The following is a 15,968-nucleotide window of genomic DNA, read 5'->3' as shown; positions in this document are numbered from 1 at the left end:
GCCTCAATCAACTTGGTTCAAGAGTTCATCTGTTGCCAATACAAGCTGCTTTGCAATCTCCAACTCCATTGCCGAGTGACCTGCATAATGACAAATAGTCAATTCTGCTTTGGGTAATTTTTCTGCCAGCTCATAAGCCTGATTCACTGGGCAGACCATATCATAATGACCATGAATGATTTTAGTAGGTATATGTTCGATAGGAGCTGTATTCTCCAATATCTGATTAGGCTCAATAAAAGCATGGTTTTTGAAGTAGTGACACTCAATGCGCGCCATTGCCAAGGCATGATAAGGGCTACCAAAATGTGAAACTATGTCTTCATCAGGTTGGAGCGTAGATGTGCGCCCTTCCCATACAGACCAAGCTTCCGCTGCACGCATACGAGCAACTTCGTCTTCACTTGTCAGCAATTCATAATAAGCACCAATCATGTCGTGACGCTTTTCTTCCGCTACAGGATCTATAAACTCTTGCCAAAAATCTGGAAAAAATCGATCTGCTCCCTGCTGATAAAACCATTTAACATCTTCATCTCGACATAAAAATATACCCCGAAGCACCAACCCTAAAACACGCTCAGGGTACGCCTCTGCATACAGCAAGCTAAGGGTTGATCCCCAAGAACCACCAAACAAAACCCATTTTTCAATGTTTAAATGACGACGAATTTTTTCAATGTCTTCAATCAAATGCGCAGTTGTATTATTGGTCAAACAAGCATGAGGAGTTGATTTACCACAACCACGTTGATCAAAAAGAATAATGCGATAACGTTCAGGGTTAAAAAAACGTCGATGCGTAGGACCATAGCCTCCACCAGGCCCGCCATGTACAAATAACATTGGAATGCCATTTGGATTACCACACTCTTCTAAGTGCAAAGTGTGTGTTTGATCTACCTGAAGACTATGTTGAACAAAGGGCTCAATATAGGGATACAAAACCGTTTCCAGCGACATTTATCTCTCCTGCAAGTGTAGTATATCTATCTAGCTAATATCTCTTTCAGTCCAATATTGCAGCTATTGCTGTAAGAGGGTTTGATCACTAAATGACTTATATCTTAAGATAAACTATAATATCTCGGATGAAATTTATTAAATTTTTAAGCCTTTTAGTCGTCTGTTTCAGCTTATTCAGCTGTCACCAAATAGAGTCTCAAGAAACTAACGAAAATCAAACGGCCACCCCCGTACCGGCTTTGCCTCCGTTAAAATCATTTGACAAGAACGCTATTGCAAAAGAAATTCTGTCTCCTGCGCCAAATTTTAGCAAAATACAGATTGGGGCAAAGCGTAAGCAAGCTTTTTTCAACTTTCTAACACCATTGGTTTACTACGCAAACGAACAAATTTTAGCGGACAGAGCTCATTTACTCTCTGTACTAAAAAGGGTTGAAATACTTACTGAAACTGACAAACAATGGCTATCTCAATTAGCAGAGCGGTACAAGCTAAAAACATTCGATCCTTCACAATCAAAAGACCGATTAATGCTCAAAAAACGTGTCGATATCATACCTATTCCACTGGCACTTGCCCAAGCCGCCAATGAAACGGCATGGGGAACCTCCCGTTTTGCGAAACAAGGCAATAATTACTTTGGCCAATGGTGCTATAAACAAGGATGTGGTCTTGTCCCGAAACAGCGTGATGAAGATGCCAACCACGAAGTAAAACGCTTTCAACATCCATTCTTTTCAGTACAGGACTACCTGAAAAACCTAAATACTCATGCAAGCTACCAATTGCTTCGCCAAATACGTTATCAGGAACGCCAACAAAACCGTAAACCTTCTGCCATCGAGATGACGCAGGGATTAATTAATTATTCCGCTAGAAAAGAAGTATATGTAAAAGCATTGCAACACATGATTCGTTACAATAAACTTTCTCGTTTTAACCAATATACCATTGCGGAAAACGCCCCCTCTAATTAGGAGTAAATTATGCCTTTGCTAGACAGCTTCACTGTAGACCATAAAATCATGAATGCACCTGCTGTTCGTGTCGCAAAAACCATGCAAACACCGGGAGGCGACACCATTACTGTATTTGATTTAAGATTTAACAAACCTAACGAATCAATGATGGGAGAAAGAGGAATCCACACCCTTGAGCATCTTTTTGCCGGCTTTATTCGTGCACACCTAAATGGTGATGGCGTTGAAATCATTGATGTTTCTCCTATGGGCTGTCGCACAGGTTTTTACATGAGTTTAATCGGTACGCCTTCTGAAGAACGCGTCGGAAAGGCTTGGCTTGAAGCAATGAAAGACGTACTAAATGTTGAGCGCATGGAAGAGATTCCTGAGCTAAACGAATACCAATGCGGTACTTATCAAATGCATTCATTAGAAGAAGCCAAAGAAATCGCACAAATGGTGATTGATCATGGCATTGGCGTTAACAAAAACGAAGACATTGCTCTAAGCGCAGAAACGCTAAAAGCACTGGGTAACGAGCTGTAAAATCTATTTAAGTAGACAACAACAGAAACTCTTCTTTTTTGCCACTCAAATGAGAACCATATGAAAATCGCAATTATTGGTGCAATGGAGCAGGAAGTCAGCCTGCTACGCTCTAAAATTCAAAATTTAGTTACCGAAATCCACGGCGGATTTGAATACTACATTGGTCAAATAAACGGTAAGGACGTTGTCTTACTGAAATCAGGCATCGGTAAGGTGAATGCCGCTATCGGAACGGCTTTGTTAATTAAGCTTTATGAGCCAAACTATATTATCAACACAGGTTCTGCGGGCGGCTTTCATACCGATTTAGAAGTCGGTGACATCGTCATCAGTGCAGCCGTCTGCCATCACGATGTTGACGTTACCCCTTTTGGTTATGAACTAGGCCAAGTTCCCGGTTCACCAGCTTGTTTTCTGCCAAGCCCCAGCCTGGTAGAAATTGCCAAGAACAGCATTGAAACTTTGGGAGAGGTTTCGCATATGCATGGCTTGATTGCCACTGGCGATCGCTTCATGCACCAGCCAGAAGATGTTGAAAAGACACGCTCTGATTTTCCTGAAATGATTGCTTGTGAAATGGAAGCTGCAGCGATTGCGCAAACCTGCCAAGCTTTTGAAGTGCCTTTTGTTATTATTCGTTCGCTTTCGGACATTGCTGGCAAAGAAAATGCCATCACTTTCGAACAGTATTTAGAAAAGGCGGCTACCCACTCAGCAAAACTTATTCTAGAAATGTTGAAAGAGATTCGCTAAAAAATGCCAGGCTGGGTAGGTTTAAACTTACCCCAGCCTGGCAGATTTTCCACTTATTGCAGCTGAGCACCTTGCAACTCGCGCATAAAAGTTTCTAAGCTACCAACCTCTTGCGCATAACGCATAATCACACCTAATACAGCCTGATCTTCGTGACGAGAAGCCATACGCGCTGCAAGCTGAAGGTCATGATCTGTGACGCCCCCTTGAAAAGCATTCATTTCTAACAGTGCTGCAACCATACCAACATTTTGCAACAAACAAGCTGCTTGCAACGGCTTAACGACTTCGCCTTCTGCATCTCTCGCAACTTCTTGCCGTGGTGAAACAAAATGCTCTTGAACCAACACCTTAGTCATCCAATAATTCATTTCAGGCTCTTCTTGGCTCTCCAAAACATTCATAAATATCTCGTTTGGATCAAGCTTATGCTTCTGAATCAGCGTCTGTACAATTTTTGTAAAAGGTTCTTTTGTCTGAGGGTCAAGGTTTAATAAGTTCATCTGTTTATCATCTCTTGTTCGTTTTGGGCATTTGTGCAGAGACAATAAAGTTTGTCCTTAAGACTAGAAAAAAACAATAAAGTTTGTCCCTATGGACTATGGCCTCAGAAGACAATAAAGTCTACACACTAATAGCATTATTTTAATATGTATTATTTTATAAAATGTGACTCATAACATTTATGTTTTGTAACCCCATACACAATATGGACGCCATAGCCTATCAATAGAAATAAAACATTAAGAGAGATTGTTCGTGATGCATGAAGAGATTCAACTAACCAAAATGCCAAAAGTCACAGATAGATTTCGCATTGAAAACGAATTACTTTACCAATGTATTGCTCATCCAATCGACGTCAATAACTCCATCTTTAAATCTAATTCCTTCCATTCTTATACCTCAACTAAAAATGGGCTAGGCTATGTTTTTTTGGCTTTTATTGTCAGGCAAGCGTTAGGTTTTCACCGATATCCATTCCTAGAGGATCGAATATTAAGCGACTGGCGTTATGGTCAATTCAAGGACGCCTTTTATACCGCTCTAGATATCTTAGATAGGCAGTACCAAGCTATTATTGACGAAACTCTTGAGCTTTATTCCTTTACCCAAGACATACTTCAACAATCTGGCCTATCTCATGTAACAATTTCAAGGGCTATAAAAGACAAATCTCACAGTTATCTCTATGCCTCACATGTTGCACGGTTATGCCATGAAGCTCTAAATAAGGGAGATAACTATATTCATGTAGAAATGGATATATTAAACGGGTTTGCTTCAGACACAACGTATCCAGGGTTGCTTATAACTCCGAGCGTACCCATTGCAGACATTTTGTGTTTTGCAAACATCATTGGATCGGCAAATGATCCAAAAGTAAAAACTATGGAACACAATGAGTGGATAGTTATAAATAGACACCCAAAAGGCATCGTAAAAATTCCATTAGATGCAATTCATTTCAAAGAAAACTTATTTGACATTGATAAGATTGAAATGAGCCTGCGTGACAGAAGATATGATGACGATTATTTACCAGTTGGAAGGTGTACATTAGGAGATAGGCTTTTTAGTTATAAACACCGTGACATGAGCAGAAAGCTTAGTTTCAAGGAACGAGTTATTGAAGCTTTCAGCTATTATCAAAGCCTCAAGAAACTTTAGAGCAAAGTTCCAATAGTGAGCTGATCTTTTTACACCAACCCAATCAAAAAACGACATCCATTGGATTACTCGTGAAAAACACTTCGATGTAAAAGATAGCAACACTTTGCTATTCTTCATCACCTCGAATAATTAATGGCATTGCTGCCTTATAAAAGGGCGCATGATATTGGCTAAATAAGTCAATTAAACTAGCATCACTTCCCGTTGCAAACAAGGTTACAGTTTGACTTTGTATTAATGTTCTCAATCGTCGCAAAAAGACTGATCCTGGCGTTAATGAAATCCCTTCACTTTCTGATACAGACATATCATCAAACTCTGACAACTTCTGGAATTCGTCTATATACAAAAGAACTCGTCTCCCAAGCAACTGTTCGCGTTCCAAAATAAAGCTAATTAGATTTATTAAAGAAGAACCTCCATTAGTTATATCAGGCTTAGGGATACTTAACTTTTCCTCCAGAAGATAACTATCAATTAAGTTTATAGCGGCCTCACAAAAATAATTTACCTCCCATAAATCAATATGAATAATGGTGATATCTTCTTCACTTTTGTATTGCTCAACCGCACTAAAAATTATTGGTGCTTTATCAACGGTTCGATTAGCTAAAATTATGGTGTGTTGACCGTCTCTCAGTCTTCGTTTGAGAGTTTTTACAGTGTTTTCAGACATAACTTCTTTACCAAAGGTGGTCATTGTATACCCACACTGATCGTTCACTATTGTTTGGAAGCATTTTCACATTATGTTTTGTATGAGTTTGTGTAGAACTTAGTTGTTTTGCTATTCTGCTATCGACATACCATGGTTTTTTTAGTTTTTTTCCTAGCTCGGACTCAATAAAGAAACAATTTCCCATGGCATATGATGAAGTTTTCAACCTTAGCGTTCTCGATTGACTAGAACAGCCATCATGCGTTGGCGCATAGAATGTTGTTTCGTCGGGAAACACTTGTCCTTTTACTGCAATGGCATAACTAGGATTAATTTGATCTATTTTTCTCTTGAGACCATTCGCATCTCTCATTACATCATCAATTTTTCTAGTGGAATATGTGCCGTCAAGAACGGATAAAAGCAGAACAGAATCATTCCAAATATAGCAGTGGTCATGATTTGGCATATTTGTATTCATTTCCATTTCAACCAAACGATGCACACTACGCATTATATCTGTAGCCATGGATTGTCCTCGATCTGCAATGCCTTTTATACCAACCAGATCAATATAAGTAACAATACTATTTTTCCATTCAGACATAATCTTTACCATTTAAGCTAGTTAGCTTTTTTTAGAAATTTCGTATAAAAGCGAGCGCTGCTTGCGATTTTTATTCATTTACCTTCTTAAATAAGTTCATTGATCTTGTTTCACACGAAAGCATCCTGACTCATCAATGAAAGCAAGCAAATCATATTTTAATATGCCCAAGTTGTCTGTTAAATGAAACTCAATCACTGAAAATGCATCTTCTTGCAACTTTGTGAAAGAACTGTGAACAACATTCTCACCCTTGAAATAATCAATCCATTTAGTAAAGGCATAAATCCATATAACCACTGTTATAGAATCATTCCACTTAGACCAATTTGTCGTGCTGGCCAATGGCTGAAGAATGTTACGCTTGGACTTATCTAAAATCTGCTTAAATGCTTTCAGGTGCTTAGTTTGGGCTTCTATAGAACTCATAGCAAACAAATAAGATGCGATTTGAGTAACCCTACCTTCTAAGTGTTTCTGGAAGGTTACATTTCCTCCAGAAAACTTCTCATTTAGATCATTAACCAGCTCACGAATCCAGACATCACAAATATCGTCATAGTCAACTCTGCCGCTTTCCAACAAAGGTTGAATTATTTCATCAAATAGCCAAGGTTCACTCCATTTAATTTGGCGCATATGACTAAGCAAACTTGTAACTAACAACTCTACATCACACTGCTTCATTTTTTGTGGCAGGATTTCAAATAAAGCCTGCTTAGTATCCTGAATTGTTTTTTGATGTTCATCTTGCTCTGGCAATCGACGTAACAACCAACCTAACACTTTTATCTTTTCATCTTGTGAATACTGTGACAAAAACTTCATCACATAGGCAGTACTTTGATCCCTGAACCTATGCAAAACTAGCTCCAACCCTAGAAAGCAGTGCCAATTCATCAAACTATTGGTACTTGCAGCCAAAGCTTTAAGGTGTCTGCCTTTAAAGACTCGAAATCCAATGGAAAGGGATATTTCAGCAACTATTTGCCCCATTACAGATACCCTTTTTGCATTTTTAGACGAAACTTCATTTTGAAGATGGCTGGTACTTTCTTCAACAAGGTTCACCAGCCTTTCAGGAGAATGCCTCCACAAAATGTTAATTGCAAAATATTCTCCCCAAGAAACAAGCGTATATCTCGTTACGCTATGAGTTTGAAAGTTTGGATCTGTCCTGTGAAAGAACTCATCTAGTGACTGTGTAAAATAACGTGGATCCATTATCTCGATTTTATTAGGACTGTTTTCATCCGGCACTCCAGAAATACTTTCTCGAAGATACTGGTCTAACAATAACAAGAAGCCCTCATCATTCGAACTGTCTATTACATGAGCTGACGTTGTGTACGCCAAAACTTCCCCAACAACATTCCATTGTGCATTGAATTGTCTTTCATCATACTTTTTTATGAAGGCATTTAACCCTGACACTTTATCTAGATTCAACGACATTCCCTCTACTAATCCTAGTTGCAGCATCTGATTACGAAGGGAATCTCCCATTAAATTTTGCAAAGATAGATTACCAGTCCATATTGCCAAGACATTCCCCGCAGCGGCTATATCTAAGAAAGACAATGGGCTTAATACTTTTTTCTGTTCCAATTCAGTTTTTTCAGAGTCGAATAACTCTTGTATAGCTTCATCCTGACTTAATGCTCTTTTAATTAATCTTTGGGAATAGGTCACTACCTTTTGCAGGGTGTCCATTGGAATAGGGGTAATTAAAAGAGGGTGGTTTTCAGTAGCTTTCTGAATAGAGTTAGAGATGTTATAACCAACAACAGGGAGTTTATTTTGATCGAGAACGATAATATAACGGTCATGAAGTGCGCTGGCTTTCATGCCATAAATTTTGAAGTCAATGGCACCAAAATATTGATGTAGTCTCTTACAAGATGCAAGTAAGTTCCCAATCCGGCGCCATCCAGAGTCCGTAGTTTTAACTTTAGTCTCTTTAGAGCATTTTCTTATTCTTTTACTTTGAAGTTTTTTAATGCTCTCATCAGTACGCAGCTTAAATATGCTTTTTTTAGTTGATCTTGCAGTGAAATGTTCAACTTCTTTTGCTAATGATGGCACAGTAGTAAAAATAATATATTTACTTTTCGATGAAGCATTTTGAGCAATTAATCCAACCCCAGCATCTTCAAAATATGGATCAAAATACAACACATAGTGACTACCATACTTTTGAATCAACTCTCTAAACCACTCTGCAAGACGAACAAAACCTTCCCCGTCGCTATCGCTCATTTTGTCAAAAAACTCGCTATCTGAGCGGGGAGGGCATAGAGTAGAAACTAAATTTTTTGTTTTTCTATTTACTTCAACCCATGGATCTTCTTTTCTTCCACCAACCAATACTTCATGTTTATTTTTTCTATCATTAATCACCTGCAAAGCATCCAAGCGTTTTTTAATATCTTCTTTGGGGTTTTTAATTTTACTTAACCAATTTCCAAGCGCTGCTGGATCGGTATTGGCCGAGCCAACAACATGAATAATAGAAGAAAACTCTCGAATATAACCGCCCTTCCAAAAACAACACAACTGTCCAACACCATCCGTAGAGTTTAGACGATAGATTTCGACTTCTGTGCTATCAACAATATTTTTCAAATGAGAAGGGACTTCAAAACAACACTCTATAAAGTCTTCATCGTCACGCTCAACAAGAGCTACCCTTGAAAGAATTACTTGATGATCATTCGTAATCTTGAGCTGCACAATATACTTTTGACTGGGCAGCGTCTGGACGTTATTTAGGCGTACTTTCATTTCATTTTGGTTACTTCGCCAGCTTACATCCAGTTGTTCAATCTCGTTCTTATCTAATGTTGGAAAAACAAGTAACTCAACATCACCTAATCGAACGGCATCTTCATTGGCAAAATTGAGGCCAGTCTCCTCATTTAACCTTTCCACAAAATAACTTATTATTTTTTCGCTATATAGCCCCAAGTTTTTTATAAGTTCATATTTACTCAGAGTTGAAATAGCTGCACACACAACTCCGGCACTTCCATGCGGACTTAGAATAGTATTTCTATCGTGTGAATCTCTATTTAGTAAAAATGATGATGGCTTGAGGATTAGATTCTTGCCTAGACTTGCAGTTCCAACCCTCTTTTCTAACCCTTTACTAAACTGAAACCCAAAAGTATCGCTAATCTTTTTCAGATCATTTCCAGCGGATAGTAACTCTATAAATTGCTTAGCAAAGCGGCTTTCGAAATAAAGTGAAACTCGAATCACTTGTGCTTTTATTTCGTCAAACGGCTTAAAGTTATCTTTTAATGGTGCGCTCCATTCATTTGAGCTAAAGTTATAAGGGAGGACTCTTCCATACAAAATGTGACTATCTATTTGATTATCTATTTTTATTTGCGCAATCCAAAGCTGGATAGCACAAGTCCCATCTTTTTTGGAAAATAGCTGGTCTAAATTCTTATCATTAATAATCTCTTCTACAGTCATCACGATTCAATTTCCTTAATCTTGACTCAAAAAACGAAGTTCAGTCAAAGGTTACTAAAATCTTTTTAATTATCTTACAGTTATCACTCACGAATTAAGTCACTAAATTGCATAACTAAGCTAACGACATAATCAAATTAGCTAAGAATCACCATATTTCACAACACATCTCATATGTTCGCAGTCTCGACAATTTGCATTAGAGAACTTTACCATCTCAACTGTAAATGCGTTTTTGTCTAAAACACCACTGCTTACCTGTATTGTTTGAGCATACTTCTGCCAATATTTATTAAGTAATCTTGGACGACTTTTCTTGAGGTAAAGATATACATGCTCCAACAAATATCGTTGCCCCATCTCCCTGTTAGAACTATAACTCTTGCCCAACATACGTTTTGCATGCTTCGTCTTCGATACATACTTGATGAAATTACTAAATGCATCAAAAAGACATGGGGCATGAATTAACTCATGCTCAAAAAACTCTTTTGTAAAATAGTTCTGAAAAAAGTTAGGTGATGACTTTGCTGATACTGGCAATTCACCACGCAAAGCTTGACTTAATTGCTCGACGGCACTACTTCTAGAGTTGACTTGTAAAATATACAGTGGCTTATTGTGAATGCTACAACTTGTATAATGAAACCAAGATTCTTCAATTATTCCATATCCAAGCTCTCGAATATGTTCTTTGATACAAGCATCACAAAAACGAATACTAACCGTTTTTGAAACCCTAATCATTGATGAATACGAATAATCTTTTTGAGTAAAAAAATACTCCAAATCCTTTCTAAAACCAAAATCATACTCGAACATTTTTTTTGGAACAGACGTAGCATGGATACGAAGAAGTTTATCTAGAACAGTCTTCTCATCTATAGATGGATATAGGTGCAGCGTTTCCGGCAAAACGGCAGGAAAAGATTTCCATCCACCTTTAGAGTTCACAATATTCGAGTAGTCAAAAATTCCATGTGTTTTATGAGCTCTAAAAAGGTAACTATGAAGCAGCTCATCATTTTGAATTTTCAACAAATTGTTGGCCTTTTCAACATCACTTTGTGTTGAATGCGCAAGTAAATGACTTGCGTGGTGCGCAAGTAAAAGACTTGCATGATGAGAGTTTTCAACTTAAATCTCAAGCTATTCAAAACGCTGTTCTCTCTGAGCATTTTCTTTAGCTTCTTCACTTCTCTTAACTTTCACTAAGTGATGAATGGTTTTCAACTTTTCTATTGCTGCTTTTCTAACTTCAGCTGAATCATTCGTCAACAGTTCCTCAAAAGCCTTAGCCCGAACTTCTAAGATGTCGGTTAAAGATCCTGACCAGCTCGAAGGTCGAATTCGAGCAGCTATAATTTCAACTATTTCCGTTTTATCCGCAGCTAAATCTATTAGCGTTTTTATCTGATCACTTAAACAAACCTTTTTAGGATTTTCTAATGGAGACACTTTATCTACAGGTATATAAATGGAAACTGCAGTAGCTACTTGATTAACACGCTCCTGATTCTTACCACACCATTGAACTAATTTTTCAATTTCTACTAAATTTAATGGGGAAATACTTCTATGTAGCTTTCCCCTAAACATCTCATAGGCACAATGATTATAATCATCTTCACAATGACCGACAAAGACAGAATCTAAAACTATTTCAGGGAATTTTCGAACAAGTACTTCAATAACTTTTTCCCATTCATAACTCCAAAGTCGGTATGAAATCATGCCTTCTACAAACTCATCAATTATGTCCTTAGCTACTTCATCTGATGTGGTGTTAAAGCACACATCTAATACATCGTCCAAATCGTCGAGCCTGAAATTTTTAGTTTCATCCCTGTCCCCTGTTAGAATATTTTTGAATGCTCTCAAACATTCTGAACACATAGAACTAATAGATTTATCTTTATGAATGAATCCCCTGAGAATGCTTATAACACTAAATGAACCTGATATTGACTGATTCAAAATTGACAACAGCTCTATTAATCTTGAATCAGGTATAGAGTCGCCGATGCGTCCATAACCTATTTGATTGAACCTCCATGCTTCAATCTCATCTTTTTGTGCTAGTTCTATAATTTTTTCCTCACCCCAAGACGTTAAAGGAATAGCATCTAATAGATGAATTGCATGTGGCTTTAACCCTGGCTGATCCAAAAATCTCGATTGAACTTCTTGAATGATTTCGGGAGCGGTTTCAAAAATGCCCTGAATAAAACCATAAAAAAAACCTGAATACTCAACCTCCAAACATTGTTGAGCTGTCATCAAGTCTATTACAAGATCTAATGCCTTCCTTTTATCCTTAACACCTATCCCAAACCCTTTTCCAAAATAATCAATGGAAGCAACCCTGCTTTCCCATAATTCGGGTATAAGATGGCGAATAATCTCTGGTTCGGCTGCTGCAGAAACACCCAGCCTTTCGACAGATAGAATTGCTTCTTCATATGACTCTTCTGAATACTTTTTTCCCTTGCCTTTGATTAAGTCCCATGGTGGAGTGAAAATATACGCTCGTATTTCCGAAATCAAGTTTTTAGGTGCCGAAAGCTTTTCAAGCTTTTCTAATCGCAACAAGATTTCTGGTGGATGGTTTTTACCATCAAAATATAAAGTCTCTTTTATGGACTGCCAAATTTCTGTCCAGTCACCATTATTGACATTATGAGTTATTAACTCTTCAAGGATATCAATGCAACCAGCAAAACTCCAAAGACTTCTAAAATTCTGAGCAAGTAAATCTTTCGCCCACTTTTCATGTAATTCATCCCCTGACTTCAACAAAGGCGATAAAAGAAGGGTAAATCCTTCATACCAATCATTCTGTTCTTTTCGATTTCTTGGCTCCCAGCCATAACTCATTGCTCTTGCGCCAAAATCAAATGCAGTTGTCGATGACCAGTGTGATGTTTGAAATGCTGAAGAAAACAGTTCTTTTGCAATTTCATTTTGCCTTGGGATGTCAGAGCACATTAGGTGCTTTAAAAAAGAACGTCTGCGTTCGGGAGTTGCCAACGTGCCAGATAAATATAAGGAGAATAACTCCCTCAAATGATTAACAATACTATTATGGTTTTCACCCTTCCTTTCGCTTTCTGCGAACTTCAGTATTAACCCTGCTGCTCGATCAAAATATTCATCGTAATAAGCAACCTTTCGTAACAACGTAACAAACGTAGAAAATTGCTTATTTTCTCTAGTGCAAAAGTTTGGTGTGCTTGAAGCGCGTTCAATGGTTTGTAAAAGCGTTTCAGGAAAAACAGGCGCTATATAACTAATAACTGCCAATTGTTGCGCATCGCAAGATCCCAAGTCATTTAAAGGTCCCCCTGGCAACATCCAGGTTTCAGCTAATTGCTGAGCTGGTTCGTAATCATGCAAATAACCCAACCTATGTGCACACGATTTCAATAGCCGGAAATTTTCAGATTTAAACAAATAGGTGTTGATATCTTGAAAATCAAGATACTGAAGTGCCCGCTTAGCAAGGCGATTTGCTAAAGCATGAGGCAAAATAGCTCTCCAGTCGCCCCTCTGTTGGGCGACTTGTCTTTGTAGTAACTCTGATTGACTACGACTCAGAGTTCGACGTTCCAACCCACTAATTTGTGCTAATGTTTCTAACTCATCGTTAAAGTCAGTTTTAGATACATTAAATGAATAGACAAGAGATAAAATTTCAGCACTTTCAAGTAGATTCTCGTCCCTTCCTTTTCGTTGATGGAATAGTCTTTGAAAAAGATCATCGTCTGAAAAGTTAATCAGACTTTCGTTCGCATCTACTTGACTAGCAAGAGCAATAGCAATTCGAGCATTACCTCCTGCAAATTCGGCTATGGTCCTTGCGTTCAATTGCCCTAATTCAGGAAACCTTCTTTGGATTAATTTTGAAACTATTTCATGACTGGAAGGTTCTATGTGAACTACCTCTGTTTCCTCCGGACGATCATCTGAAATGTCATATTCAATTGTAAGGAGGCTTAGCTTAACACCCTCAGATAAGGATACTTGTTTCTGCAATTGTCGATGCGCGTCAGGAGGGCAATTATCTAACACAACATACGCCGTTAAATCATTTGCCGTTAAATAAGAAATTAACTCTGTAGCTGTTGGAGTTAAGTTATTACCTAAGTCTGCATAAATAACATTGGCCATTGGTAACGCATCACTACCAACATTATCTTCAAAAAGCGCCTGGGCAAAACGAGTTTTGCCAACGCCTGACAATCCCGTTATTCGAACTACAGATCCAGCAACGGAAAGTTTCTGTCGGACTGTTTCAACTCCTTGACGAATAGAAACTGGAGACTTAGGGTTTAAATTGGTATCAAATACGCATGGGTGCTCATCTAATAAAAAGTCATCTATTTGATCTGCTGGTGTAGCTGCCCAACGACCATATGGTTTCCAGCCAGATAAGGGTTTACCTAACCTCAAACGAGCCCACAATGCTACCCCAGGAAAGCGTCTAAGCCATGAACACAAACGATCTCTTCCATAGAAATCTAGAAACAGGTCGTCTTTTTCGTCTAAATCACTAACTGCTGATGCCATTCCTAGCAGGCGATTTTTGAGCATGCTATCAGTACAATCATCTTTACCGCTAACAATGATGTAAGCTCCATTTACACATGCCAAATCTTTTATTACATTTTTAACATCACCACCATCCAGCATTTCTTTTGCACAAGCGGCTTGTCCCATGCTGTGTTTTTTTACTTGAAAGCCTGTATTAGGCCTTGGAACAAAGCCCATCTTATCGACAGTGGCAGCACCAGAAACACTAACATCAAGCCCTCCATCCGGTGCCTCTTGAGCGCCTCCCCATGAGACACACTTAGTCGAAATACTTTTTTGTGTCAGCTCGGCCTCACATAACCTAGCTACCAACTCACGTAAATCGCTATCGTTTAAATTCGAGATATCTGCTGGCTCAAGCTCAAAAAAAACCATTCCATTAAACCTTCTTAGTTATCTTAAGGCGCAAAATCTAACATGCACTTGCCTCTAAATAGTCGAACATTTTCATATAAAGCTCTAATTCAATTTTTCCCGCTGTTGTTTGAAAATAATTAAGATTATTTATCTGAGCCGACTTGATGTAATCAATTTCGTTTTGTACCAAAATAATGGGCATAATCGAATTTGTACCTAAGCACCTCTCATTCAATTTAGATATAACTTCTCTTGATCTATCTAAAACTTCTTGTGGAGTCCTATTTAAAGACTCTGAACCGTCCAATGTAAATGCAGAAAAAGAGCTAAGTAAAGATTCGTTAATGTCATTTTCTGGATCATACGGAACGTAAATCCCTAAGTTCATGTTAAATGAAGAGAATCGGTGATGACCTTGTATAGAGGAATAATCCTTTGTCGAAGGAAATATTAAGCCAATATATTTATGCTCTAAAAGAGCCGTCGTCAATATTTGTGGAAGAACATATTCGGCAACAAATGAATTTGTGAACTCTCTTGGGAAAGTACACAAGAACATCAAAACTGATTTATGAATATCTTTTGAAATCGTATCCCGGCCAAAACCAATGGTAGGGTCATCATATGAAATCTTACTTCTTGCTCCAAAAATTCCTGGCAAAGAATTTTCTACAATAATATTAATTCGATTCCTTAAATTAAATATTTTGGCATTGGAGTATATGTTGGCAGACGGCAAAAAAGCGGCCATTGACAAGTTGTCACAAGAGTTTTCAAGTTCTTTTTCCACTCCAAACGTAGAACTACCAAAGTAAAGCATTGGTTGACCACTTACACTAAATCTTTGGTTAGCAACTCTCTCCCTTTGTGAAAAGGGGATATGGAAATGCGCACGAACATCTGTTGTTTCAAAACTAGTGCTCTTTTTTCTAGCTCGAAAATATAGTCTTGAACTTGTAAATGCACCTTCTTTATCATTCAGTAAATCTTGTTGGGTTAAATATGACCAAAAGTTTTCAATGGCGACTTTTTGACTTTTACCAATAAAGTCTTCGTAAATTGAAATTATTTCATCAAATGCCTCATTAATAATGCTTTCCGAATTTTTCAACTCCGAAAGAAAATCGCCCGTCCATTTAGCCATCTCAGGAGAGTTATATGTTGCAGAGCAACTACACTCGGAAAGATTGACCATATCGCGAACACCCTCAATGAATTTCGACTTATAGGCTCTCATCTTGTTTTCAAAACGATCAATTCCGAACAAGCTGGTTTTTAATTGCTTTTGATAATCATCACGAAAAAAACATACAGGACAGGACAAAATAAACCTCCACCCAAAAAAATTAACTCAATTTATACATTA

12 protein-coding genes are annotated in these 15,968 nt (G+C 38.0%); 4 read left to right on the top strand and 8 right to left on the bottom strand.

Annotated features, from left to right (window positions below; genetic code table 11):
• Positions 1-3: 3 nt before the first annotated feature.
• Positions 4-963, bottom strand: coding sequence for a prolyl aminopeptidase (pip, locus tag N745_RS0100250; RefSeq protein WP_024850135.1), 960 nt, complete (start codon positions 961-963; stop codon positions 4-6).
• Between the two features lie 128 nt (positions 964-1,091).
• Between pip and N745_RS0100245 the strand changes: the two genes are divergently transcribed.
• The 3 genes from N745_RS0100245 to mtnN are packed head-to-tail and all read left to right on the top strand — an operon-like array spanning position 1,092 to position 3,230.
• Entirely contained in the window at positions 1,092-1,943 is an 852-nt protein-coding gene (locus tag N745_RS0100245) for a glucosaminidase domain-containing protein (protein WP_024850134.1), read from the top strand.
• 9 nt (positions 1,944-1,952) lie between these two features.
• Positions 1,953-2,474, top strand: coding sequence for an S-ribosylhomocysteine lyase (gene luxS, locus N745_RS0100240; RefSeq protein ID WP_024850133.1), 522 nt, complete (start codon positions 1,953-1,955; stop codon positions 2,472-2,474).
• A 60-nt stretch (positions 2,475-2,534) separates the two neighbouring features.
• Positions 2,535-3,230 carry a 5'-methylthioadenosine/S-adenosylhomocysteine nucleosidase gene (gene mtnN / locus N745_RS0100235; RefSeq protein ID WP_024850132.1) on the top strand — a complete coding sequence of 232 codons (696 nt, stop codon included), beginning with the start codon at positions 2,535-2,537 and terminating at the stop codon, positions 3,228-3,230.
• Between the two features lie 53 nt (positions 3,231-3,283).
• Here mtnN and N745_RS0100230 read toward each other — a convergent pair whose 3' ends face one another.
• The gene (locus N745_RS0100230) at positions 3,284-3,733 is read right to left on the bottom strand and encodes a hypothetical protein (protein WP_024850131.1); all 450 of its coding nucleotides are present in this window, start codon (positions 3,731-3,733) and stop codon (positions 3,284-3,286) included.
• 259 nt (positions 3,734-3,992) lie between these two features.
• Between N745_RS0100230 and N745_RS0100225 the strand changes: the two genes are divergently transcribed.
• Positions 3,993-4,901, top strand: coding sequence for a hypothetical protein (locus N745_RS0100225; RefSeq protein WP_024850130.1), 909 nt, complete (start codon positions 3,993-3,995; stop codon positions 4,899-4,901).
• A gap of 109 nt (positions 4,902-5,010) precedes the next feature.
• Here N745_RS0100225 and N745_RS0100220 read toward each other — a convergent pair whose 3' ends face one another.
• From N745_RS0100220 to N745_RS0100195, 6 genes are all read right to left on the bottom strand, one after another.
• The gene (locus N745_RS0100220; RefSeq protein WP_024850129.1) at positions 5,011-5,604 is read right to left on the bottom strand and encodes an ATP-binding protein; all 594 of its coding nucleotides are present in this window, start codon (positions 5,602-5,604) and stop codon (positions 5,011-5,013) included.
• Complete coding sequence (locus tag N745_RS0100215; RefSeq protein WP_038070516.1) at positions 5,588-6,169, bottom strand: hypothetical protein; 582 nt, start codon at positions 6,167-6,169, stop codon at positions 5,588-5,590. The genes N745_RS0100220 and N745_RS0100215 overlap by 17 nt, the downstream gene beginning before the upstream one ends.
• Positions 6,170-6,265: 96 nt before the next feature.
• Positions 6,266-9,652 (bottom strand): VPA1262 family protein, encoded by a 3,387-nt coding sequence (locus N745_RS0100210; protein WP_024850127.1) that lies wholly within the window; start codon positions 9,650-9,652, stop codon positions 6,266-6,268.
• A gap of 141 nt (positions 9,653-9,793) precedes the next feature.
• Positions 9,794-10,690, bottom strand: a complete 897-nt coding sequence (locus N745_RS0100205; protein ID WP_157833718.1) for a hypothetical protein — start codon at positions 10,688-10,690, stop codon at positions 9,794-9,796.
• A 111-nt stretch (positions 10,691-10,801) separates the two neighbouring features.
• The gene (locus tag N745_RS0100200) at positions 10,802-14,620 is read right to left on the bottom strand and encodes a hypothetical protein (RefSeq protein ID WP_024850125.1); all 3,819 of its coding nucleotides are present in this window, start codon (positions 14,618-14,620) and stop codon (positions 10,802-10,804) included.
• 37 nt (positions 14,621-14,657) lie between these two features.
• Positions 14,658-15,926: a hypothetical protein gene (locus N745_RS0100195; protein WP_024850124.1), complete on the bottom strand. Its 1,269-nt coding sequence runs from the start codon at positions 15,924-15,926 to the stop codon at positions 14,658-14,660.
• Positions 15,927-15,968 lie beyond the last annotated feature (42 nt).

The sequence above is a fragment of the Hydrogenovibrio kuenenii DSM 12350 genome (genome assembly GCF_000526715.1).
In the GTDB taxonomy this organism is placed as follows: Bacteria; Pseudomonadota; Gammaproteobacteria; order Thiomicrospirales; family Thiomicrospiraceae; genus Hydrogenovibrio; species Hydrogenovibrio kuenenii.
The sequence above is the reverse complement of the archived record's forward strand: the minus strand, read 5'-3'. Positions and strand labels throughout refer to the sequence as shown.